Origin of the sequence: Kingella denitrificans ATCC 33394 (assembly GCF_000190695.1) — a bacterium.
Taxonomy (GTDB): Bacteria; Pseudomonadota; Gammaproteobacteria; order Burkholderiales; family Neisseriaceae; genus Kingella_A; species Kingella_A denitrificans.
Map to the genome: position 1 here is coordinate 760,990 of NZ_GL870929.1, position 22,395 is coordinate 783,384.

A 22,395-nucleotide genomic window follows, 5' to 3' on the forward strand; every position below is an offset into this window, starting at 1 on the left:
CCATGAAAAACAGCAATATGATTGAAATCAGTACAGGTCTCGAACCCAATTTCCTGCAGGATATTTTAACCAAAGATATTTCCACATTAGACGCACTCTATGATTTGGTTGACAATTCTATCGATGCGGCAAGAAACAGCATTATCCGAAATGGAAACTATGAAAAAGACGTGATGGGCCTGCCGAAATCATATGAAGGGTATAAAGTGCACATAGATATCTCGCCGGAATCCATCTGCATAGAAGACAACTGTTTTGGTATGCAGAAAGAAACATTGGCCAATGATGCTTTCTATATAGCAAGGCAATCCCGACATCAATACGGTATCGGCCAATACGGTATCGGTTTGAAACGGTCACTATTGAAAATGGGAGAGCAATACCATTTTTTTATTGACAATGGTCGGCAATGTTATGAATTTGATTTTTCCAAACACAGTTTTAACGGTTCGGAAAATAAAATTCTGGCGAAAGAAGAAGCATCCAGAGGCGATATTAAAACCAGATTTACAGTCACTCGGATATATAGTGAAATCCAAGGTGAAATCGGCAATAGGAGATGGCTGGAAAACGCCCTTAACGGCTTTAAGGACAGATATTCTCTTTATTTTTCGAAAGGATTTGAAATAACAATAAATTATAATGGGGAATCCTTGGGCGTCATCACTTCAAGTTTGCCCGGAATCAGAAGAAGCGGACCTGTCTCTCCGACTTACCGGGAAAAAAATATCGATGGCGTTAAAGTCATTATTCAATCCGGAATACACGAAAAATATTATCTTAAAAATGAAGAGAAGTATTCACTCTCGGTAAATAAAACCTTAACGAATGATTTTGGTATTTATTTCATTTGCAATGACCGGGTTATTGTGAAAGCGAGCACGTCCCATAATCACGGATGGAAAACGAAATGGCACTCTGAATATAATGGCTTCATATGCCTTGTGCACTTCATATCTGAAGAGCCCAACAAACTTCCTTGGAATACGGCTAAAAACGGTATGAGGGAAGACAGTATGCTTTTCCTGACCGTCATTGACGAAATACAGCCCATTGCAGACCAATATCGGTCAGATATTAAACACCGCTATTCTCCCAACCCAAAGGCTTCTGCAACCTCCAACCCATCCGGCGGCACCGTACCCAATCCACCCGATAATGCAGGTAATAACGATCCAAGTGCAAATGCTGATACCGATGGCGCAGAAAAGAGTATCTCAGCCCCTATCACAGATCATGGAACAGTGCCGCCGACAGGCAATGGCAAACCTGTCCCAAATCCAACGAACACAAAACATTTGATTAATTATGCCCTCAATATTCCGAGAAATCTGGGAAAAATACGTAATATCTATTTAGAATTAAAGAACAAACTGAATGTTCAAGAAACGCCTTACTCAACGGCCGCCCTACTGCGCTCGCTGATAGAGTTAAGTTGCGACTACTATATTTTGCACAATGGCGCCATAGTATTTAACGATGGAAGCACTACGGATCGGGTCTCAGAGGGTTCAAAATTGAGGGTGAAAATCTTGGGTGTCGCACAGGATATCCATCATAAGGATCCCGGGCTCATCAATCAAAAACAATTAGCCGCATTAAAGCTTGAATGCCCCAAACGGGGAAGCGGTACGGGCAGTTTGGATATATTGCATAGTACGCTGCATAATTATTCGCATGAGATTAGTCCGCAACAGATTATTGTTGCGCACAATAATTTTGAACCGCTCATCAGCGCCATATGGAGAAAATAAATTTGAAAACAATAAAGCGGATGTATGATAACGCCATATTACATCACGCCATCAAGTATTTCAGTCAGCCGTAGAGTATTTCATTTGTGGGTTTGTGTGACCGCCTGCTTCGCAAGTTCCGGCCTCGCGCTGCGGCGCAAATCCGACAGATGGCCGGTTTGGGAGTGTGTACGCCGAAACGCCGTACCATTCCCGTTTTTTTACATCCGTACCAATATTTTATTGAACGGCATAGTTTGGGCCGCCGTCGGCCCGGGCCGCATCACCATATTTGTCCGTCCCAAACGGGTTTCGGGACGGAAATGTATCTGTTTTAATCTTATCCAACAGATGTACGCACAAATTCCAACCGTCCCTCCGCCATCAATCCATATTTCCGTATCCCGGATCTTTCCCTTTTTCAAATTGTGTTTTACTGTCCTTCTTGGTCATCAACCTGGAGAACTGGTACTTTTAAAACATCTGTCTGAATGGCACAAAATATTTTCATTGTTAACAACAGTTTAATTGGAATTTAATCCAAATATATGTTTTCATAAAATATACGTAAAATAATAATGTACCCATACTATGAACAAACATTAAGCTTAAAATGCTAAAATGCCTGACGGTCGCATTAAGCCTATCCAAAATGACCGAAGCGGAGTAAATAAACATGGCAAATACAAGTAAAATTGAATGGACCGAAAGAACCTGGAATCCTGCCGTCGGTTGCACAAAAGTATCGCCGGGATGCAAGAACTGCTATGCCGAAACTATGGCCTGCCGCCTAAAAGCTATGGGGACGCCAGGGTATGAAGACGGTTTCAAACTAAAAATACTTCCTAACCGTTTGGACGAACCGCTCAAACGGAAAACACCGACAACCTATTTTGTAAATTCAATGTCAGACTTGTTCCATGAGGAAATACCTTTCAATTTCATAGAACAGGTTATTATGACCATTGAGAAGGCCGATTGGCATACTTTTCAAATTTTGACAAAGCGAGCAGAACGGATGGAACATTTTTTCCAGAACCGTCCTGTTCCTAAAAATGCTTGGCTCGGCGTGACGGTCGAGGATCGGAAATATGGAGTTCCCAGAATAGACAATTTGCGCCGTATAAAGGCCGACATCCGTTTTCTGTCGGTCGAACCATTGTTGGAAGATTTGGGACAAATTGATTTAACCGATATACATTGGGTTATCGTGGGCGGTGAGTCCGGTAGTCGTGCTAGACCCATGAGTGCGGATTGGGTTGAAAATATACGTTTGCAATGTAAAGAAACGGATGTGGCCTTTTTTTTCAAACAATGGGGCGGATGGGGGGCTGATGGTAAAAAACGTGCGAAAAAAGCAAACGGCCGCGTCTTGAATGGCCGTACATGGGATGAAATGCCAATAATAGAGGTTTCGTGACTCATAATCTAAAAAATAAGAAAATCACAAGGAACTCCATGACCATTCATCATTATAACTGGAAAAACGGACCGGCAGAACTCCAACAGCATAGCGTAGCGAAACTAGATGTTTTACGAGCTTACCTGATTCAGTATTTTAAAACATTGGCCAGCCTTCCTCAGCAGGACATATTTAGACTAACACTAGTGGACGGATTTGCCGGCGGAGGATTGTATCGGCATAAAGATAAACAAGAGCTTGTCCACGGCTCTCCGTTGGTTTGCCTAGAAGCAGTAAAAGAGGCAGAGTATCTTCTGAATCAGGAAAGAAAGAAACCTTTGCGTTTGGATGTTGACTATATTTTCGTTGAAGAAAATAAAGAAACGTTCAAGCATCTCGAGTTTGTTCTGAAAAATAAAGGGTATCTGTCCCCGACAACCAGCAAAATACAGATGCTTAACGGTTGCTTTCAGGATTATGCTCCGAAAATTATCGAATTTGTCCAAAAGAAAAGCCCGCGTAACGGACGCTCCATATTTATATTGGATCAATACGGCTATACTGATGTGCCCACGAATCTGATGAGGAATATTTTTCGGGAGCTGCCCCGTGCCGAAATCATACTCACATTCAATGTGGATTCTCTAATTAATTTTGCCGGTGCGGGAAAAACAACGGCAGATATACTGAACAAAATCGGTATAAAACTGCCGGAAGTGTTCAATTCTATCGATTTTCAAAAACTAAAGGAAAAAGATAAGAGCTGGCGTTTCTTTGTACAGAGCGTTCTTCATGAATCTTTGATAACAGCCTGTAATGCCGCATTTTTTACCCCTTTTTTTATCAGAAACTCAGGCGGACACGGCGACTATTGGCTGATTCACATGTCCCAGCACTACAAAGCCCGCGATGTAATGACAGAGGTTCACTGGCAGTATAGGAACAATTTTATCCACTACGGCGGTTCAGGATTAGACATGTTTAATCTGGTAGGATATGACCCCAACAGCGATGAGAATTTTCATGGACAATCAACATTAGGTTTCGAATTCGACGATATAGCCAGAGATTCCAGTATCCGGCAACTTACCGAGGAATTTCCCAAGTTAATTTATGCAAATGAACAAGAGATGAATTTTGAAGCCCTATTTTCAATGACTTGTAATAAAACGCCGGCTACAGCTGCTATTTACCGTGAAGTATTAAGTCAGTTAGTGGCGGGAAAAGAAATACAAATATTGGCGGTTGATGGACGTATTCGAAGAAACGGCAATAATATTCAACTGTCGGATCGGATTATTCCTCATACTCAAAGAAAACTCTTTGATATGTACTAGCAGCTATCTTGGGAAAAGTAAGGTATAAAAAAGCTGTCTGTAATTCATGCAGACAGCTTTTTCAATTTTTTCAAACAAATTTATTATAAAATTCCAACTATCTATCCACTATCAATCCATATTGCCGCGCATCCCGGATCTTTCTTCTTCAAAATCAAAAAAAAATCAAAAACCGCGAAGGCAGGCGCAGCCTGACAGGTATATGAAACGTATTGTATGTTTGTATTCTATGTTTCATTAGAGTGTTTGGATTCGTGCAGCATTGTTCTTCGGGTTTATGCGGCATTGTTCTTTGCGCTGTTCCTGCAAAGTGATGTTTTATTTCGGTTATTTAAAAAGAAAAAAGTAACCCGAACGGCACGGCGCGGCAATGTGCAGGCTGCTTTTTTGGCGTAAAACGGCGGCGGAAACGCCCGAAATTCCGGCGCGGCGGTTTTTTAGGTGTGCGGCAATGCCGTTTTACCGGTTTCAGGCTGCCTGAAACACAAAAACGCCCGATTCGGGCGTTATCGGGCGCGGTTTCGGGCGTTCGGGGCGGATTTTAGGCACGGGAAAAGCGGCAGGGGGTGTCTGCCGTTGTCAGTAAGGTTTTTTGCCTTTAAGCATCTGTAACATCTGTGTCGCCAAAGTATGGCTTTCCGACGGACTGATGGCGGGCGGCCGGGGTTTATCGGGCGGTTTGGCTTCGCGTTTGGCCGCCATCTGCCGTTCGTATTCGGCTTTTGCCGCCGCGTTACCGTTGTCCTGCGTTTGCGGTGCATTGGATGGGATCGGTTCGAAAAAGCCGAACCATGCTTTGTCAATGGAACGCTGCATCACCAGACGGATATCGAAACCTTTGTCGCGCAGGGCGGCCAGCTGCTCCACAAACTGCCGTTTGTCTTTGACGGTGCAGGTTTTGTGTTTTTGATACAGGGCTTTTTGGTGTTTTGTCCACAAATCCAAAGGGACAAATTCGGGCAGCCTGAAACCGTTGCGGTCGGTCTGTGCGTCCGCTTCGACAAACGGCTCGCCGTACACCTTCGTAATGAGCAGTTCGGTCAGACGTTTGATGTCCAGCTTCCAGGTCATCATGCCGTGCACGGCGTTTTCGCGGCGACATTGGGCAATGCCCAGCTCGCGCAGTTTGCGCCGTGCGCGTTCGTACAGGCTGCGCGTGAGCTTGATTTCATCAAACAGCTCCCTGCCGGACTTGCGTATCCAGCCGTCGCGCTCGGCGCGCTGTTCGGGCGTTTCGTTGCTGTCCGACCACCGCGTCCAACGGAACAGGCAGGCAAGCAGCTTGTCGGCTGCGAGTTCCGTGCCCAACAGTTGGGTAAAGTCTTCGTAGTCGATGGAAAAGCCGTTGCCGTGGCTGTCTATCAGGGTTGTCAGGGTGGCGGTGGTGTACATATATCAGCGATTTATTGGGGTTTTTCGGCAGCCTGAAAAGTGATTTCCATATCGTTTTGTTCGTACAAATCACGGTTTACACGCAATTGTCCCTTGGTAATTTTTTCCAAGCGATAGGCTTGTTTTTCTGGGATGATATCGTTCCATTGCGAAATAGCTGCCGAACTGATGCCGAGCGCACGAGCGGCTTTGGCAAAAGAACCGTAGTATTTTTTTACATCTGTTTTCAGCATAGGCCGCCCATTTGATAATTTAAGATTTCTTAAATTTTACACATAAAGGAAACTTAAAGCAACATCAGTTACTATCTTTGAGTTATTAATCAATTATTAGGCTGCGGTTGTGAACGAGACGATAGGGCAACGAATTAAGCAGATGCGGAAGGAGCGACATCTGACGCAGAATGATTTAGCCAAGAAAATTCAAGGAGTTTCCCACGCCGCAATTTCACAATGGGAAGCAGATTTGACGAAACCAAATGCGGATAATCTATATGATTTGTCTTTGGTATTCAATTGTGATTTTGCATGGCTCTTGCGCGGAGGGAGTGGGAACGTTACGCAACACGAACTATTGGATATTTCCAAAATTCCCGTTGTAAGCTACGATTATTTAAAAGAAATTCTAGAAAACAGCAATGATACTCGGATTATCAACTCCGATAAGGACGAGTACATTATGTCTGAAATCAAATATATGGGGCGGGTAATCGCCCTTCGTGTGACCGATGATTCAATGAAACCTGACTTTATGCCGGATGACATGGTTGTTTTTGACCTAAACCTTGCACCTGCCCCAGGTGAGTTTGTGGTTGCCAAAATTGATAACCGCTTCTTTTTCAGAAAGTTCAAAGCCAATGAGTTGGCTGCGGAAAACAGCGGTTCGTTTTCCCTTGTGCCGTTGAATGATGATTATGCGCCGTTGTCATCCAACCAGTATAACATTCAGATTGTAGGGACGTTGGTAGAGCATCGGATTTATCGGCGTAAGAGGTAGATAGGAAAAGCAGCCTACACACCAAATTCGGAAGTGCAGGCTGCTTTTTTGTAAAATTTGCTTGCCAGTTATAACCATTAAGGTTATAATTAAACCTGATTGGTTATATTGGATTTGTCGTGGAAAAGCGTACGCCGCATTGCAAATTGGAAATCGTGAAAGCATTGATTGCGGAAGGACGCGTTGCGGCAACGTTTTCTGCAAGGCGTACCGCACAAGAAGCGGGAATTGATTATGCCGCGATGGTGGAAATCGTAAATAACTTGAACCGTTCGGATTTCTACAAAAGCATGACGACCCATGCCGATCATACCGTTTGGCAGGATGTATACCGCCCGAACGTTGAGCCTTACGGCGGTTTATATATCAAGTTGACTGTGATTGATGATGTGTTAATTGTTTCATTTAAGGAGCGATAAAATGAAATGTCCTGTGTGCGGCGCAGCCGAGTTGGTGCACGATGTGCGCGATGTCCCTTATACCTATAAGGGGCAAACAACCGTCCTGCCCCATGTGGAAGCGGATTATTGCGATGCCTGCGGAGACCATCTGACCGGACCTGCGGAGGGCAAGCGGACAATGGATTTAATGGGTGCGTTTATCAAACAGGTAAACGAGCGGCAAGCCGACCCCAATTTCATCCGCAGCGTCCGTGCCAAACTGAACCTGACCCAGCGCGAAGCGGGGGATTTGTTCGGCGGCGGCGTGAATGCTTTTTCACGTTATGAGAGCGGGAAGGTCGAGCCGCCAAAATCCCTGTCTATCCTGTTTGCTTTGTTGGATGAAAATCCTGCTTTGCTGCAAAGGATAAGGCAGGCAGGCTGATTTGGGCTATGTGGCCGCATTGTTCAAATCAGCCTGCCTGCACGCCGAATTTGGATGTGCAGGCTGCTTTTTGCATTTCCGGTTTGTTTGTGCTATCATGCCAAGCATGATTTTAAAGGACGGATATGCGGATTTTCAAGTATCGGAATTTTGCCAAATTTGCCGATAGGCAGCACATTGACGATGAAGACTTGCTGGATGCAGTTCTCCGTGCCGAGCGCGGATTGATAGATGCCGACTTGGGCGGAGGCGTGATTAAGCAGCGGATCGCACGGCAAGGACAGGGAAAAAGCGGCGGTTTCCGCAGCATTATTTTGTTCAAGCATGAAAGTAGGGCATTTTTTGTGTATGCCTTTGCCAAAAACGAGCGCAGTAATATCAGCGGTAAAGAGCTGGCGGTGTATCGCGATTTGGCAGCGCAACTGCTGCACTTGGACGATGAAATTTTGGCAGAATTACTGGCACAAAACGAATATACGGAGTTAATCAAATGAAATACGAAAGCGATTTATTGGCAACTGCCCACGATATTGCAAGCAGCCTGCACCGTGTCGGTGCAATCGACGACCGCCAAATGCGGAAATATGACAAAGCCTGCCTGACCAAGGTGGAGCCGCTCAGCGGCGAGCAAATCCGCGCCATCCGCGAGAAGGAGGATTTGACGCAGGCGGCCTTTGCCATTCATCTGAACATCAGCAAAAACCAGGTTTCCGACTGGGAACGCGGCGTGAAAAAACCGAGCGGCACGGCATTGAAGCTGCTAACGATAGTGAAAAACAAGGGCATTGGGGCAATTGCCGGATAAGTAGTACGACAACAAAGGCAGCCTGAAAACCAAAAAATCGGTTTTCAGGCTGCCTTTTTTACGGTTATGGATTCGGGCGTTCCAGCGCGGCAATCGCTGCTTTGGCAAGAAAGCCGCTCCGGGTATCGTGGTGGGCGGCAACATATTCGTCCACACGGTTGAGCAGGTATTCGTTCCAACTGACATTGAAACGGACTTGTTTGGTAAATTGGGCTTCGTCCAAGCTGATGACGGCCAAAATGGCGGTGGGATTGTCTTTTTGGATTTGGGCAAGGCTGCTTGGCGTGATGGGTTGGAAGCCTTTATCCGCAATCATGCCGTCAATATGGAATAACGCCGCTTCATGGGCATTGGCGATGGCTTCGTCCAGCGTATCGCCATAGGAAAAGCAGCCTGCCAAATCGGGTACGGTTACGCCGTAGCCCGTATTTTCGTTTTTATGGATGATGATGGGTAAATTCATAGTAAGCCTGCCTGCTGCTTGTATTGTGGGACATATCACGTCCACATACGTTTAAACGGAAGCAGCCGTACCGGCGGCACGGAACGGCACGATATGCGCCAGCGTGGGGGCTAGGGCAATGCGTGCGGTTTCCGCGTCATAATGGCTTTGCAGGTTGAGCCAGCTTTGCGCGTCCGTATTGAAAAACGCACCCAACCGCAAGGCGGTATCGGCAGAAATGCCACGTTTGCCGAGGATGATTTCATTGATGCGGCGCGGCGGAACGTCTATGGCTTTGGCCAGCGCATACTGGCTGATGCCCAACGGTTTGAGCCAGTCTTCTAGCAGGATTTCGCCGGGGTGGATAAGGGGGATTTCTCTTTTGTTCATGGCTTTGTCCTTTTAGTCGTGATAATCGACAATTTCCACGCGGCTTGCGTGTCCGTTTTCCCAAATAAAGCAGATACGCCACTGGTCATTAACGCAGATGCTGTACTGCCCTTCGCGGTCGCCTTTGAGTGCTTCCAAACGGTTTGCCGGCGGGATGCGCAGGAAGTTTAAATCGGCGGCGGCATGGATTTGCTGCAATTTCCTTAATGCCACCCGTTCGATATTGGCAAAACGCTTTACGCGCTTTCCTTCCCACAAGGCTTGCGTGTCTTTGCAATAGAAATCGGTAATCATGTCCTCATAATAACGGAATCCGTTATTATAGTCAAGACAAAGCAGCCTGCACCTTGAATTTTGGGGTGCAGGCTGTTTTTGTGTGGTTATTCTACAAAATTAAATATATTTAAATTCATTTTCTTATCACTTAAATTTAAGATAACTAAAATATATCTTGATAATTTATTTAAGTTTGCTTAAAATTAAACCCAGTTAAGCAACACCGCTCTTTAACAACTTGGCCCACGCAGCAACCGCCCGAAGCAAAGCCGCTTCGGTGAAGGCGTATCAATGGTTGCAGGCAGTATCCGGCCTGCCGAAACACAATGCCGTGCATACGGGTAGCGCGTTCGCGTCCGTGGACAGGCGGCAGCCGGACGTATCTTTTCAATCGGGGCGTATCCCCGATGCGGGGGCGATAATCTGCGGACAAGCCCCCAGCGCAGTTTCCCTGTTGCGTCTTTGGCACAACACAGCCTGCGTGCCGTCTTCGGACGGTTTTCCGCGTTTTCAGGCTGCCGTAATACATCGGCAGCCTGAAAGTGCAAATCTACAAAATCAAGCCTGTTTTGCTTTTGTTGTTTTTTTGAAGGGTGGAGCAGGTTTCTTTGTGTGGGTTTTTTGGAGAGGAAGCAAATTGTTGTCTTTTCTGTTTTTTGCGTTTTTGCGGATGGTCGCGGCTTTGGCCGACTGGCTGGTTTGCGCCTGTTTTTTTGTTTTGTCTGCGGTGTTCAGACGATAGTGCTGTCTTGGTTGAATGCCGGTATTTCATAGCTTGAACGCCAAGGGAAAGATATGCTGAAAAAGGTGATTCTCAACCAAATATGCTGTTTCGACGGTGCGATGACAAACCAAAACCGGCATGATGCCGATGCGGCTAAGTCCGCATTAATCCAATAGGCAGGTTTGACTTTTCTGCTCGGAACCGGGTGTTGCGGTGTATTGGGGTCATAGCATCCCACCCCGTAAGCCAATATTTTCGGCGGCATCCAGCCCAGTGTGGATACGCTGCGGATGCGGTAGCAAAACGGCATCCGGCCAAGTTCGATTTCGATAACGGTATTGCCCCCGTTGTTTTGCACTTTGGTGATTTTAAGACTGGGGCGGATAGCATTTCTTGATTGGATTACAGTCAGGATAACTGCGGCAATGGCAATAATGAGGCCAAAAAATGAAATAATGATTTCCATGGGTATCTCCTTTGGGTGTGCGGATTGTCGGATTGAGAAACCCAATCTTAACACGCACGGCGGGATACCCGCCCCATGGCAAAGGCAGCCTGCAAACATAGTTCTGTTTTCAGGCTGCCGAAATATATCAGGCAGCCTGAAAGTGCAAATCTACAAAATCAAGCCTGTTTTGCTTTTGTTGTTTCTGAATAGTAGAGCAGGTTTCTTTGTGTGGTTTTTTTTGGGAGTTTTTATGAATAATCGTTTTGCCCTGTCGGAAGAGCAGCGGCTTTTGCAGCTATACGGCCTGATGGCGAAAGAAGCGTTTACCGCCATCCGCTATTTGAGTGCGGGACGGTCTTCGCTGTATCACGAAAACCTCAATCCGGTTTTGGACAATTTTACCGATGACCGATTGCGCGAAAATATGACGGCCATCGGGCAGTTGTCGGAAGCGATGCACAATCTGCCCGTCCATGCGGATGACCGCAACGACAGTGCATGTACGCTGCGCTGTATCGAACGGTTCATAGTATTGCAGCCCAGGTTGGCGGAGCGTTTCGGCTTTCCCGGGCTGGTGCGGCAGATTAGGGAATTGGATTCCGGTATTGATAATTTAATATTTGAAGATAAACCGCTATGACTGATTCATCCGATTTATACGAATACCGTTTGGAAACGGCAGATGCCTCTGACGGTTTATTCATGCTGGCAGCCTTAGTTATTTCCGCATTGTTCAGCACAGGCCTGATAACGGTTTTGATACCTTCCAATCTGTATAACAACATGCCGGTAGTGGTGTACGCCATAATATGCGGACTATGTACGATGTTTATATGGTTCGGTTTTATTCCCTTTTTGCCAGCAAGCAATCCGGAACGGTTTTACTTCGGACAACGGGGTTTTCGGTTTGAAAGCAGCCTTTACAGCAGCATAGCTTCGTTTTACCGTCCGGCCGATAAGGTTCGCCGGATTTCGCTGGGTCGGGACAACGTGCTGGAACTGACGGACAGTTTGGGCAACACGTTCCGCCTGCCGAAGGTGCGGTACAGCCTGCACAGCGAACGCGAGCTGGCGGAGTGCTTTCCGCACGCAATGGTTTGGCAGGCCGAACTGGAAACCGAAATACAGACAGAGGAACGGAAGCATTGGATAACCGCATTAGACAGCTATTTTGCCGACGGCACGAAATTTATCCGTCTGTTCCGTGCGCCCGCCTTGTTTGGGATTTTGTTCGTGCTGGCTGATGCGGCTCTCGGTAGGCAGTTTGACCTCCAGAAGTTGGCTGCCGTTTCTGTTCCGATATTTTTCCTTTGGTGGCTGGAATAGTTCAGGTCATGTTCTTTCAGTTTTTTATTTTCCATGGGTATCTCCTTCGGGTGTGCGGATTGTCGGATTAGGAAACCCAATCTTAACACGCACGGCGGGATACCCGCCCCATGGCAAAGGCAGCCTGCAAACAGAACTATGTTTTCAGGCTGCCCTAATTTTATGCGGTGGCAAATCCGTTTCAAATTCACGGCCTTGCCGCCTTTTTCCAACCCTTGTCCACAAAAACTGTGGACAATATCTAACGGAGTATCCTATGGCACATCGTTACACCCGCCGCTGGGATGAAGAGCGGCTGCTCGCGGTATTGGCCTACCGCCCGTTTGTCACGGTATCGCATTTCGCACATGAAGACAAAGCCAAACGGCGTTGTGCCGCTGCCGCTAAAAGGCGCGGTTTGGTGGTGCTGGAAGACGGCGGTACGGGCTACTTCACCGTGCGGCTCGCCAAGCAGCCTGCAACCGCCTATGCGCGGCGGAAGTACGGGTTGCAGGCTGCCTTGCCACCCGTCAAGAAATAAGGCAATATATCGAGCGTTATCCCGCAATCATCAGAAAGAAACAACATGAGCCGTTACCTGATTACCTTTGACATGGATACCAACTGCCTGAAAGACAATTATCACGGGAACAGCTATACCAACGCTTACGGAGATATTAGAAACATCTTTCACAAACACGGGTTTGAGAATATACAGGGCAGCGTTTACCTTGGACGTGAAGGAATCAGCGAAGCGCATGGAACGATTGCCATCCAAGAATTGACCGCCCGGTTTGACTGGTTCTATTCCTGCATTTCAAACATCAGGTTTTACCGGCTTGAAAGCGATTTGAACGCCCAATTTATCGCCGACGGGGTTTACCAAGCCAAACAGGCCTTTCTCCAACGTATCGAACAATTGCGCCTGTCCTTGGTTGAAGCGGGATTGTCTGACGAGCAAATCAAACAAGTTATTGAAAAACAAAAATTCGAATTAGAGCATAATCAGCCCGGCAACAACCTGTTATAAATCGGCAGCCCCCTGCAATGCAGGACAATAATCCAATTTCACGGATACCACCAAACCCGCTTCCCCACCGGCAGGCGGGTTTCCTTATTGACAAACCGCCGCAACGCAGGCATGATGGCCGCACTACTAAATCATCTAGCGGTTCACATCGCACCCGTCAGTTGCGGCTTTTTTACGCCTGCCTTTCAGGCAGCCATAGTCTCTATGGCGGGTCGAGAGAGCCTAATACAATACCCGCAAGGGGAATACGTTCCGCCGTCTAGATGCGGTAGTTGAAGCCCGCCCACCCAAAAACGTGGGCAATCACTAACTAAACATCTAGGAGTTCAGCAATGAACAATCAAAACCTTATCCCCGTCTTTTCAGGCAGCCTTTCCGATTCGGAAACCTTATTATGCGATGCGCGCAAACTGCACGAATTTCTGCAAGTATCCAGCCGTTTTAATGACTGGATTAAAAACCGCATTGAAGAATACGGTTTCGTAGAAAATCAGGATTTTTTGGTTACTAAAAATTTAGTAACCAAAAACGGGCGCGGCGGCAACCGAAAAGCCGTAACCGAATACCACCTCACCCTAGACATGGCCAAAGAACTCGCCATGGTCGAACGCAACGAACAGGGCAAAGCCGCCCGCCGCTACTTCATCGAATGCGAGAAAAAACTGCACGAAGCGCAAAGGCTGCCTGAAAAACGCCAAACCCCGCGCCTGCCCGCCAAAATCAGGCGGCGCATCCGCAGCCGGGACGACCTGTCGTTTACACGGCGCAAACCCAACGGCGATTTAATCAACTGGCAGCCGCCCTTGGACGAAAACGGCATGTACGACTGGTACGATGCCTACGCGGTCGGGCAGGAATGGTTCGGCGAAGTGGCGGAGCTGGCACACAACAATGCGGAAGAAGCCTATTACGCGCTCTACTATGCGCCGCGCCTGATGAGTGCCTATGCGCAGCATACGGAAAAGCAGGGCATGGGCTTTGTGGAAGGCTTCTTCTCCAAACTGGCGCGTTACGCGCTGGCGGCGGTGCTGACGCACACGGGCGGTGTGGTTTTTCCGTTTGCATCGGATTTGGAGCGCAGCGCGGATTTGGAACGCTATCTTGCCCAAGCCGCCCCGCTGCCCGATGACGAACTGCGCTGGCGGGCGTGGGAAGAAAGCGAACCCTGCCGCAGGGCGTGTTACGAAAACCGCCTGCGCGAGCTGATGGCGGCGGTGTGAGTTTTGAATTGGTTTTGATTTTACTTTGATTTTTTTAAACCCCGTTTCATTGTGAAGCGGGGTTTTGCCTTACAGGGTATCCCTGCACAGCGGCAGGGTGGTGGAAACCCAACCATTGTGGCGGCCGTGGAAAGCCGGAAACATTGTGAAATGCAGAAGGATACCCTTTCTTTTCAGGCAGCCTGCACATCAAACCTTCAACGTGCAGGCTGCTTTTTTGCCGCTACGCGCGGTTTAAAGATTTCCCCCCGTGTTTCCATTTTTCCACCAATAAGGAGTTTTTCCATGAAGACCAAAATACTGACTTTGCTGGCCGCCTCACTGCTGGCACCGACCATTGCCGCAGCGGAAGGCGGATTGAGCGGCGACGCCAAACTCGCCTGTGAAGCGATTTTATGCTTGTCTAGCGGTACGCGACCGGGTGAATGCACACCGTCACTCAACCGTTATTTCTCGATCAGCCATGAATATTTGAGCGACACGATTCGCGGCCGGTTGGACTTTTTGAACCTTTGCCCGACCAACAGCGCGGGTATGCCCGAACTGAAACGTGCGATTGCCAACGGGGCGGGCCGTTGCGACGCCAGGGAACTGAACCGTGTAATGAAGCGTACGATTACCGTGCGCCAATGCCATAAGGCTCCCGGCACAATGATGCGCAACAAAGAGCGCGAGGTTTGCGAAGACGTCCAACGGCGCGTCATCCTGAATCAAAAACCGTCCTATTGCAATGACTACCATGGCAATGAGATGTCGCGTTCCGGCGATACGGTGCGCTATCAGGGTGATCCCAAACAGGGGGGCAAATGGGTGGATGTGAAACAATAAAGTTCCACCTACCTCATATAATGACCATTTACTCCCTTATGGTTATCCCGCCATAAGCTTTGCCGTATCTGATGGGCATATCGGATACGGCTTTTTTGTTCCCAGCGTAAAAACCATTTCCGGATCCAAAGTGGTTTTTCTCGTGTGAATAAACATTTTGATACAGAGAGGTTTTTGATATGAAAGAAGTACATTTTGTCGTTCAGGGTAAGGGCGGTGTGGGCAAATCGCTGTGCGCATCTATTTTGGCGCAATATTTGCAGGAACGCAGTCCCTTGCCGCTGCACTGTTTCGATACCGATGCGGTCAATCCTACATTCAGCCGTTGGAAGGCTCTGAACGTGGAAACCGTAAAAATCCTGACCGAGCACAATACGATCGATACGCGCCCGTTTGACGAAATGATCGAGTCTTTGGTGGAACTGGACGGCATCGGCGTGATTGACAACGGCGCGGCCACGTTTGTGCCGCTGATTGCCTACATGAATGAGGGCAATATCGCCGAACTGCTTAAAGACAACGGCGTGCGCGTGGTGATGCACGTTCCCATGAACGGCGGTCAGGCGTTGGGCGATTGTTTGGCAGGTCTGTCGCAGACGCTCAAAAATGTGGATGCCGATGTCGTGGTATGGCTGAACGATTTCAAAGGCGCGGTGCAGGAAGGCGGCAAGGATTTTACCGATTTCAAAATCTATACGCAGAACAAACACCGCATCCTCGGTATCGTCCACCTGCCCAACCGCAATCCCGACACCTTCGGCAAGGATATTTTCCTGATGACGGAAAACAACCTTACCTTCAACGAAGCAAACAATTCTCCCGAACTGTTCAAACTGGCCCCGCGCTCGCGTCTGAAACGGGTGAAAGACGAACTGTTTGCCCAATTGGACAAGCTGGATTTAGATCAAGATGATGAAGCTTAATATGGTTTATCCCAACCGTAAAAGCAGCCTGCAAACTTTCGGCGGCAATGCCGGTGATAGTGCAAACAGCATTGCCGCATGGCAGCCAGAAAGCGAGCTGGCGCAGTTGCAGACGGAAGTGTTTGCCGTAACCGGCGTCAAAGTCAGCGCGGACGATCCGATTATGGCCGTGCTCGTTATCCAAAAACGCGATATGCAGGCCTACACCGCCGAACTCACGCGCAGGCAGGACGAGCAGCAGGAAATCTTTCTTGCCGACTTCAAAATGCAGGCGCAGGAAGTGTGCCAAGCCGCCGAAAACCTGGCCAAACAACAGCAGCAGATTGTGAATACCGTACTCAAAGCGAACAGCGATTATTTGGAAAGTATGGAAAACAAACTATTAGGCTCGGTTGCGGTCAAAATTAGAAATCAAAACCAAAACGAGCAGCAAATGTTTATCAGTAACTTGAAAAAATCCCTACTGCTTTTCGGGTGTGTATTTTTAGTAGTGCAGGTCGTCCTTTTGACCCTATTTGCCGTACTGTTCAAATAAGGTGGCATTCCAATGTTTGCTGACAAAAAAACCATCATTACCACCGTCAAAGTCAATCCCAACTTCGTCCCCAATGTACAGCGGCAGTATCCTCATTTCAGGATGTTTCCGCTGGTAACGGATACAAGCAGGTATTGCTGCCTGTATTTCTTCGTCTCGCCGCAGCACTACCTTTTGCTCGAAGCCAAAGCCAGACGGCACGAAATCATCCGGCGGCTGGAACTTTTGATAGAACACGCACCGTTTACGGTATTTGAAACGGTGCAAAGGTAGGGAAGGGAAAAAATGGAAACCTACACCGTCCCCGAAGCCGCCGCCTATCTCAAACTGCACCCCGAAACGGTGCGGGAAATGATACGTCAAGGCAAAATTACCGCCGCCAAAATCGGGCGGCGTTTCGTTATCCACCGCAGCACGCTTGACGGACTTTTGTCCGACAGTGAAAATAAGGGCGTGCAGGCATCTCCCTTGAACAGGAGTACATTATGCCCAAACAAAACAGTAAAAAACCAAGCAGACGGAGGGAGGGACTCTACCTCCGGAACGGTACTTGGTATATTGACATCCGGACGGCAGGCAGCGGCAGAATTAGACGCTCTACTGGCACCCAAGACCGCCAAAAAGCCGAAATCCTACTCAACCAATTAAAACACGAGTTATGGCAGCAGGAAAGGCTGGGTAAAAAGCCGGAACGGCTGTGGGATGAAGCTGCCGTCAAATGGCTGCACGAGAAATCCGCCAAAAAGAGCATCCGCTCCGACATCGGCCGCCTACGGCAGCTGGCCAAATTCCGAGGCAAACGCCTGAACGAACTGGACAGGCGTTTCATTATGCAGACCGTGGCCGGACTGCCGTGTAACGACAGCACCAAGAACCGTTACCTTGCCCTTATCCGCGCTATTTTGAACAAGGCGGTGCGGGAATGGGAATGGTTGGACAGCGCGCCGAAGCTGACCCTCTACCGCGAGCCGAAAAAGCGTATCCGCTGGCTCAAACCGGAAGAAGCGCAAAAACTGCTGGATGTATTGGCTGCCTATCCGCTATTGCACGATTTGGCGGCCTTCTCATTGGCCACGGGGCTGCGCCAGCGCAATGCACTGGATTTGAAATGGGAGCAGGTGAATTTGATCCGCCGGACCGCATGGATAAACGCCGACCAGGCCAAAGGCGGTCAGGCAATCGCCGTACCGCTCAACCAAACGGCACTCAATGTTTTGTCCGGCCGGCCGCGAAATTCTGTGTATGTGTTTGCCCAAGCCAACGGAAAAAGGTTGCACAGTATCAGCAGCCGGATATGGAAAAACTGCCTGAAAGAGGCGGGCATCGAAAATTTCCGGTGGCATGACCTACGCCATACTTGGGCGAGCTGGCTTATCCAGCGCGGCGTGCCGATAGCGGTGTTGAAGGAAATGGGCGGTTGGGAAAACGCCAAGATGGTAGAGCGCTATGCCCACCTGTCGTCCGAGCATCTGCTGGAACATGCGGATATTTTGGACACAATTTGGACACAACCGAAAGAAGAGAGTAAAAACTCCATAAAAGAAAGCCGCCTAAACGGTTGTTTAGACGGCATAAATGTGGCTCCCCGAGCTGGGCTCGAACCAGCGACCTGCGGATTAACAGTCCGTCGCTCTACCGACTGAGCTATCAGGGAATAAGTGGTGCATTATACAGCACGGCAAAGATTTGTCAATCGGTATTTGTTATGCCACGCCGTAACGTGCGCGATAAGCGTTCATCGGCTCGACAAACCGCGCCAGTTCTGCCGATTGGTTTTCTGCCAACAAAGTAAACAAATCCAGCAAATTGGCAATCGCCACCACCGGCAAGCCGTATTGATGTTCCACTTCCTGCACCGCCGAGAGTTCGCCCGTGCCTTTTTCCATGCGGTCCAGCGCAATGGCGACGGCGGCGGGTGTTGCGCCTTCGTTTTGAATCAGCCGCACCGATTCGCGCACCGAAGTACCGGCGGAAATCACATCGTCGATAATTAGCACGCGCCCTTTGAGCGGCGCACCCACCAACACACCGCCTTCGCCGTGGTCTTTGGCTTCTTTGCGGTTATAGGCAAACGGCACGTTAATGCCTTTTTCCGCCAGCATCATGGCCGTTGCCGCTGCCAGGATAATGCCTTTATAGGCCGGGCCGAACAGCATGTCGAATTCGACTTTGCTGTCGATGATGGCTTGTGCGTAAAAACGTGCCAGTTTGAGCGTGGACAAGCCGTCGTTGAACAGGCCGGCATTGAAGAAATAAGGCGACTGCCGCCCTGCTTTGGTGGTGAATTCTCCGAATTTCAATACGTTTTGCTGCAAGGCGAATTGCAGAAATTCTTGGCGAAACGACATGGGTTTCCCTTTCTGGATAAGGTGGCACAATAAAAAGCAGCCTGCACTTTTGTGCCGTCGGAAACAAAGTGCAGGCTGCTTTCGGGTTGGGATTATTCGGCAGCAGGTGCGGCCGCAGGTGCTTCTGTCAATGCCTTCATCGACAGGCGGACACGGCCGCGTTCATCCACTTCCAAGGCTTTCACCTGAACGGTTTGGCCCACTTGCAGATAATCGCTCACGTTTTTCACGCGCTCGTGCGTAATTTGGCTGATGTGCACCAAGCCGTCTTTGCCCGGCATGATGGTCACGATGGCGCCGACGTTGTTGTCCAGCAGTTTCACCACTGTACCTTCATACACCTTGCCCACTTCCACTTCCGCCGTAATCGTTTCGATACGCGCTTTGGCCGCTTCGCCCGCTTCGGCGGTGGTGGCCGCAATCGTAATCGTGCCGTCTTCGGCAATATTGATTTCGGTGTTGGTTTCGGCGGTAATCGAACGGATGGTTTCGCCGCCTTTGCCAATCACTTCGCGGATTTTGTCCGGATTGATTTTCATGGTGTACAGACGCGGCGCGTGTTGCGACAATTCCTGCGGACCGGACACGGCAGCCTGCATCTGACCCAGGATGTGCAGGCGCGCTTCTTTGGCCTGCGCCAGCGCAATCTGCATGATTTCTTTGGTGATGCCTTGGATTTTGATGTCCATTTGCAGCGCGGTAACGCCGTCGGTCGTGCCCGCCACTTTAAAGTCCATATCGCCCAAGTGGTCTTCGTCGCCCAAGATGTCGGTCAATACGGCAAATTTGTTGTCTTCCAAAATCAAGCCCATGGCGATACCGGCAACGTGCGCCTTCAAAGGCACGCCGGCAGACAGCAGGCTCAAGCAGCCGCCGCACACGCTCGCCATGGAAGACGAACCGTTGGATTCGGTGATTTCGGACACCACGCGCATGGTGTAGTTGAAATCTTCGGGTTTGGGCAGCACGGCAACCAGCGCGCGTTTTGCCAAACGTCCGTGGCCGATTTCACGGCGTTTCGGTGCGCCGACACGGCCCACTTCGCCGGTGGAATACGGTGGGAAGTTGTAGTGCAGCATGAAGCGGTCGGTGTATTCGCCGCTCAACGCATCGATGATTTGCTCGTCGCGCGATGTGCCGAGCGTGGCCACGGCCAAGGCTTGCGTTTCACCGCGTGTGAACAGCGCAGAACCGTGTGTGCGCGGCAATACGTTGGTTTGGATATTGATGGGGCGCACGGTGCGCGTGTCGCGGCCGTCAATGCGCGGCTGGCCGGCCAAAATCTGACTGCGGACCACATCGGCTTCCAACTGTTTGAAGATGCCTTTGATTTCGTTTTTCGCCAGCGTGTCGGTTTCTTCGTTAATCAACGCGGCTTCCACAGCAGCCCATGCTTCGTCTAATTTGGCGGTACGCGCTTGTTTTTGGCGGATTTTGAAGGCTTCGGCAATCAGGCTGCCTGAAATGTCTTTCACTTTCGCCACCAGTTCGGCGTTGGTTTCAGGCGCTTTCCAGTCCCACACTTCGGGATTGACTTCATCGGCCAATTCGTTGATGGCTTGAATCACTGCCTGCATTTGCTCGTGGCCGTACACCACCGCGCCCAGCATCACGTCTTCGGGCAGGATGTCGGCTTCGGATTCCACCATCAGCACGGCCTGTGCCGTACCGGCCACTACCAAATCCAGTTTGGAGCGGTGCAGTTGCTGCTTGGTCGGATTCAATACATAGGTATCGTTCACATAACCCACGCGTGCCGCGCCGATGGGGCCGGCAAAAGGTACGCCGCTCAACACCAGTGCGGCGGACGCGCCAATCATGGCGGGAATATCGCTGTCGATTTCAGGGTCGCAAGACACCACCATCGCCACGATTTGGATGTCGTGATAGAAGCCTTCGGGGAACAGGGGGCGGATGGGGCGGTCAATCAGGCGGCTGGTCAGGATTTCTTTTTCGCTTTGTTTGCCTTCGCGTTTGAAGAAGCCGCCGGGGATTTTGCCCGCTGCGTAAGTGCGTTCGAGATAATCCACGGTGAGCGGGAAGAAGTCTTGGCCTTCTTTCACGTCTTTATTGGCGGTAACGGCCACCAGCACCACGGTATCGCCCATCGATACTTTCACCGCGGCAGCGGCTTGGCGTGCGATTTCGCCGGTTTCCAGCGTAACCGTCTGGTCGCCGTATTGGAATGTTTTAATGTGTTTGTTGAACATATCGTCAGTCCTTATTGAAAAGATACGCCCTGCCCTAAAACACTATTGATGCACACTAAGCCCAATGTGCATGGGTAGTATTCCAGAGCGGCGGACGTGTTGGAAAATCGGGTTATTTTAGCACAATTCGGCAAATAAAAGCAGCCTGCACCATGCAAATTTGGCGGTGCAGGCTGCTTTTGGGTATGTGCCGCATTCTTAATAACGTGTCAGCAGCGTATGGTTTGCATGCCGCTCTTTCAATCCGGCGGCGTATCGGCAAGCGTTTTGTTTTGCCCATTCAAAAAGCAGCCTGCACCCTCTTTCAAAGTGCAGGCTGCTTTTGACACGCCGTGTTCACGCCGCAGAATCACGCCGCTGCCGCAACCGCTCTTCCAGCGACCGCGCGTGGTATTCGCCCAAGCTCTCCAAGCCGCGCAGAAACCGCGACAATTCCGTCAACGCGCCTTCGTACACATGCCGCTTGAACGCAATCACTTCGTCAATCGGCGCCCAGTATTCGTGCCAACGCCAGCCGTCAAATTCCGGCTGGCTGCTGGCGTTCAGATACACGTCGCTGTCCTGCCCCACCAGCCGCAGCAGAAACCAAATCTGTTTTTGCCCGCGGTAAGAGCCGCGCCATTCGCGGCGCACCCAGTTGTTCGGCACGTCATAGCGCAGCCAGTCGCGTGTCCTGCCCAGAATTTTCACATGCTGCGGCAGCAACCCCACCTCTTCCATCAACTCGCGGTACATCGCCGTTTCGGGGCTTTCCCCCGGCTTGATGCCACCCTGCGGAAACTGCCAAGAGTCCTCGCGCACCCGCTTGCCCCAAAACACGCGGTTATCCTGATTGGTCAGGATAATACCGACATTGGGGCGATACCCTTCCCTATCGAGCATTGCCGACTCCCAAAAAACAAAACGCGCAATTTTCCCACAAAACCCCCTAACCTGCCAAATGTAGGCTACAATACGCGCTTTTGTCCGGACGGTGCATTGATGAACTCCGAACTGACCCAGTCCATGCAGACCGAATCCTTCGGCGACATTCAGGAAACACTGCATTTCCTGCTGGAAGAATGCAGCATAGACGAAGCCCCGAGCATTGACGAAATACAGCAGTGGCAGCAAATTTTACAACAGCGCGGCGGCAAATTCGTCCGATTGGCGGAACAATGCCGCCGGTTTGCCGAAGAATATTTTCCGGACTCGCCATAACCCCGTTTTTCAACCCCAAAAGCAGC

General features: G+C 49.6%; 28 protein-coding genes, 1 tRNA gene and 1 pseudogene. 19 read left to right on the forward strand and 11 right to left on the reverse strand.

Features of this window, described 5'->3' with window-relative positions; genetic code table 11:
• Positions 1-2: 2 nt before the first annotated feature.
• From HMPREF9098_RS03770 to HMPREF9098_RS03780, 3 genes are all read left to right on the forward strand, one after another.
• Positions 3-1,754, forward strand: a complete 1,752-nt coding sequence (locus HMPREF9098_RS03770; protein ID WP_003782174.1) for an ATP-binding protein — start codon at positions 3-5, stop codon at positions 1,752-1,754.
• 655 nt (positions 1,755-2,409) lie between these two features.
• Positions 2,410-3,153 carry a DUF5131 family protein gene (locus HMPREF9098_RS03775; RefSeq protein ID WP_040564238.1) on the forward strand — a complete coding sequence of 248 codons (744 nt, stop codon included), beginning with the start codon at positions 2,410-2,412 and terminating at the stop codon, positions 3,151-3,153.
• A gap of 38 nt (positions 3,154-3,191) precedes the next feature.
• Complete coding sequence (locus HMPREF9098_RS03780; RefSeq protein WP_040564239.1) at positions 3,192-4,472, forward strand: three-Cys-motif partner protein TcmP; 1,281 nt, start codon at positions 3,192-3,194, stop codon at positions 4,470-4,472.
• A 579-nt stretch (positions 4,473-5,051) separates the two neighbouring features.
• Here HMPREF9098_RS03780 and HMPREF9098_RS03785 read toward each other — a convergent pair.
• Both HMPREF9098_RS03785 and HMPREF9098_RS03790 read right to left on the reverse strand, forming a co-directional pair.
• On the reverse strand, positions 5,052-5,864 hold the full coding sequence (locus HMPREF9098_RS03785) for a phage replication initiator YdaU family protein (RefSeq protein ID WP_003782186.1): 813 nt from the start codon (positions 5,862-5,864) through the stop codon (positions 5,052-5,054).
• An 11-nt stretch (positions 5,865-5,875) separates the two neighbouring features.
• On the reverse strand, positions 5,876-6,097 hold the full coding sequence (locus HMPREF9098_RS03790) for a Cro/CI family transcriptional regulator (protein ID WP_003782188.1): 222 nt from the start codon (positions 6,095-6,097) through the stop codon (positions 5,876-5,878).
• Positions 6,098-6,206: 109 nt separating this feature from the next.
• Between HMPREF9098_RS03790 and HMPREF9098_RS03795 the strand changes: the two genes are divergently transcribed.
• The 5 genes from HMPREF9098_RS03795 to HMPREF9098_RS03815 all read left to right on the forward strand — a co-directional run bounded on the left by HMPREF9098_RS03795 (position 6,207) and on the right by HMPREF9098_RS03815 (position 8,490).
• Complete coding sequence (locus tag HMPREF9098_RS03795; RefSeq protein ID WP_003782190.1) at positions 6,207-6,860, forward strand: helix-turn-helix domain-containing protein; 654 nt, start codon at positions 6,207-6,209, stop codon at positions 6,858-6,860.
• 119 nt (positions 6,861-6,979) lie between these two features.
• Positions 6,980-7,279 carry a type II toxin-antitoxin system MqsR family toxin gene (locus HMPREF9098_RS03800; protein WP_003782192.1) on the forward strand — a complete coding sequence of 100 codons (300 nt, stop codon included), beginning with the start codon at positions 6,980-6,982 and terminating at the stop codon, positions 7,277-7,279.
• A 1-nt stretch (position 7,280) separates the two neighbouring features.
• Complete coding sequence (locus HMPREF9098_RS03805; RefSeq protein WP_003782194.1) at positions 7,281-7,685, forward strand: type II TA system antitoxin MqsA family protein; 405 nt, start codon at positions 7,281-7,283, stop codon at positions 7,683-7,685.
• A gap of 125 nt (positions 7,686-7,810) precedes the next feature.
• The gene (locus HMPREF9098_RS03810; protein ID WP_003782197.1) at positions 7,811-8,179 is read left to right on the forward strand and encodes a type II toxin-antitoxin system RelE/ParE family toxin; all 369 of its coding nucleotides are present in this window, start codon (positions 7,811-7,813) and stop codon (positions 8,177-8,179) included.
• A complete protein-coding gene (locus tag HMPREF9098_RS03815) occupies positions 8,176-8,490 on the forward strand; it encodes a helix-turn-helix domain-containing protein (protein WP_003782198.1) in 315 nt (104 codons plus the stop codon). Before HMPREF9098_RS03810 ends, HMPREF9098_RS03815 begins: the two co-directional genes overlap by 4 nt.
• Positions 8,491-8,554: 64 nt before the next feature.
• On the opposite strand, the gene HMPREF9098_RS03820 is transcribed toward HMPREF9098_RS03815, so the two are convergent.
• From HMPREF9098_RS03820 to HMPREF9098_RS03840, 4 genes are all read right to left on the reverse strand, one after another.
• Complete coding sequence (locus HMPREF9098_RS03820) at positions 8,555-8,953, reverse strand: type II toxin-antitoxin system HicB family antitoxin (protein WP_003782200.1); 399 nt, start codon at positions 8,951-8,953, stop codon at positions 8,555-8,557.
• Between the two features lie 51 nt (positions 8,954-9,004).
• Positions 9,005-9,322: a HigA family addiction module antitoxin gene (locus HMPREF9098_RS03825; protein WP_003782201.1), complete on the reverse strand. Its 318-nt coding sequence runs from the start codon at positions 9,320-9,322 to the stop codon at positions 9,005-9,007.
• A 12-nt stretch (positions 9,323-9,334) separates the two neighbouring features.
• Positions 9,335-9,616: a type II toxin-antitoxin system RelE/ParE family toxin gene (locus HMPREF9098_RS03830; RefSeq protein ID WP_003782203.1), complete on the reverse strand. Its 282-nt coding sequence runs from the start codon at positions 9,614-9,616 to the stop codon at positions 9,335-9,337.
• Between the two features lie 713 nt (positions 9,617-10,329).
• On the reverse strand, positions 10,330-10,788 hold the full coding sequence (locus tag HMPREF9098_RS03840; protein ID WP_003782207.1) for a hypothetical protein: 459 nt from the start codon (positions 10,786-10,788) through the stop codon (positions 10,330-10,332).
• 232 nt (positions 10,789-11,020) lie between these two features.
• Between HMPREF9098_RS03840 and HMPREF9098_RS03845 the strand changes: the two genes are divergently transcribed.
• The 8 genes from HMPREF9098_RS03845 (at position 11,021) to HMPREF9098_RS03880 (ending at position 16,611) form a co-directional block, all read left to right on the forward strand.
• Positions 11,021-11,410: a hypothetical protein gene (locus HMPREF9098_RS03845; protein WP_040564241.1), complete on the forward strand. Its 390-nt coding sequence runs from the start codon at positions 11,021-11,023 to the stop codon at positions 11,408-11,410.
• Complete coding sequence (locus tag HMPREF9098_RS03850) at positions 11,407-12,096, forward strand: hypothetical protein (RefSeq protein WP_003782210.1); 690 nt, start codon at positions 11,407-11,409, stop codon at positions 12,094-12,096. Before HMPREF9098_RS03845 ends, HMPREF9098_RS03850 begins: the two co-directional genes overlap by 4 nt.
• Before the next feature lie 256 nt (positions 12,097-12,352).
• On the forward strand, positions 12,353-12,616 hold the full coding sequence (locus HMPREF9098_RS03855) for a hypothetical protein (RefSeq protein ID WP_003782212.1): 264 nt from the start codon (positions 12,353-12,355) through the stop codon (positions 12,614-12,616).
• Between the two features lie 45 nt (positions 12,617-12,661).
• A complete protein-coding gene (locus tag HMPREF9098_RS03860; RefSeq protein WP_003782213.1) occupies positions 12,662-13,105 on the forward strand; it encodes a virulence-associated protein VapD in 444 nt (147 codons plus the stop codon).
• A 332-nt stretch (positions 13,106-13,437) separates the two neighbouring features.
• Positions 13,438-14,325 carry an antA/AntB antirepressor family protein gene (locus HMPREF9098_RS11155; protein WP_003782214.1) on the forward strand — a complete coding sequence of 296 codons (888 nt, stop codon included), beginning with the start codon at positions 13,438-13,440 and terminating at the stop codon, positions 14,323-14,325.
• 285 nt (positions 14,326-14,610) lie between these two features.
• Entirely contained in the window at positions 14,611-15,153 is a 543-nt protein-coding gene (locus tag HMPREF9098_RS03870) for a TrbM/KikA/MpfK family conjugal transfer protein (protein WP_003782215.1), read from the forward strand.
• Positions 15,154-15,332: 179 nt separating this feature from the next.
• On the forward strand, positions 15,333-16,076 hold the full coding sequence (locus tag HMPREF9098_RS03875) for a P-loop NTPase family protein (protein WP_003782218.1): 744 nt from the start codon (positions 15,333-15,335) through the stop codon (positions 16,074-16,076).
• A complete protein-coding gene (locus tag HMPREF9098_RS03880; RefSeq protein WP_003782222.1) occupies positions 16,063-16,611 on the forward strand; it encodes a hypothetical protein in 549 nt (182 codons plus the stop codon). The genes HMPREF9098_RS03875 and HMPREF9098_RS03880 overlap by 14 nt, the downstream gene beginning before the upstream one ends.
• Here HMPREF9098_RS03880 and HMPREF9098_RS11935 read toward each other — a convergent pair.
• Complete coding sequence (locus HMPREF9098_RS11935) at positions 16,588-17,019, reverse strand: hypothetical protein (protein ID WP_003782223.1); 432 nt, start codon at positions 17,017-17,019, stop codon at positions 16,588-16,590. The genes HMPREF9098_RS03880 and HMPREF9098_RS11935 overlap by 24 nt on opposite strands.
• Here HMPREF9098_RS11935 and HMPREF9098_RS12440 point away from each other — a divergent pair.
• Together HMPREF9098_RS12440 and HMPREF9098_RS12445 are read left to right on the forward strand one after the other, a co-directional pair.
• Positions 16,963-17,259, forward strand: a complete 297-nt coding sequence (locus tag HMPREF9098_RS12440; protein ID WP_370889895.1) for a helix-turn-helix domain-containing protein — start codon at positions 16,963-16,965, stop codon at positions 17,257-17,259. The genes HMPREF9098_RS11935 and HMPREF9098_RS12440 overlap by 57 nt on opposite strands.
• Positions 17,199-18,017: pseudogene (locus tag HMPREF9098_RS12445) on the forward strand (tyrosine-type recombinase/integrase); the annotation flags it as partial. The gene HMPREF9098_RS12440 and the pseudogene HMPREF9098_RS12445, both read left to right, overlap by 61 nt.
• A 172-nt stretch (positions 18,018-18,189) precedes the next feature.
• On the opposite strand, the gene HMPREF9098_RS03900 reads toward HMPREF9098_RS12445, so the two are convergent.
• The 4 genes from HMPREF9098_RS03900 to HMPREF9098_RS03915 all read right to left on the reverse strand — a co-directional run bounded on the left by HMPREF9098_RS03900 (position 18,190) and on the right by HMPREF9098_RS03915 (position 22,051).
• Positions 18,190-18,265, reverse strand: a tRNA-Asn gene (locus HMPREF9098_RS03900).
• Positions 18,266-18,314: 49 nt separating this feature from the next.
• Positions 18,315-18,959, reverse strand: coding sequence for an orotate phosphoribosyltransferase (gene pyrE / locus HMPREF9098_RS03905; protein WP_003782225.1), 645 nt, complete (start codon positions 18,957-18,959; stop codon positions 18,315-18,317).
• Positions 18,960-19,051: 92 nt separating this feature from the next.
• Entirely contained in the window at positions 19,052-21,169 is a 2,118-nt protein-coding gene (gene pnp, locus HMPREF9098_RS03910; RefSeq protein WP_003782228.1) for a polyribonucleotide nucleotidyltransferase, read from the reverse strand.
• Between the two features lie 336 nt (positions 21,170-21,505).
• Positions 21,506-22,051, reverse strand: a complete 546-nt coding sequence (locus HMPREF9098_RS03915) for an RNA pyrophosphohydrolase (RefSeq protein ID WP_003782231.1) — start codon at positions 22,049-22,051, stop codon at positions 21,506-21,508.
• A 99-nt stretch (positions 22,052-22,150) separates the two neighbouring features.
• Here HMPREF9098_RS03915 and HMPREF9098_RS03920 point away from each other — a divergent pair, with 99 nt between their 5' ends.
• Complete coding sequence (locus HMPREF9098_RS03920; protein ID WP_003782232.1) at positions 22,151-22,369, forward strand: hypothetical protein; 219 nt, start codon at positions 22,151-22,153, stop codon at positions 22,367-22,369.
• Positions 22,370-22,395: the final 26 nt, after the last annotated feature.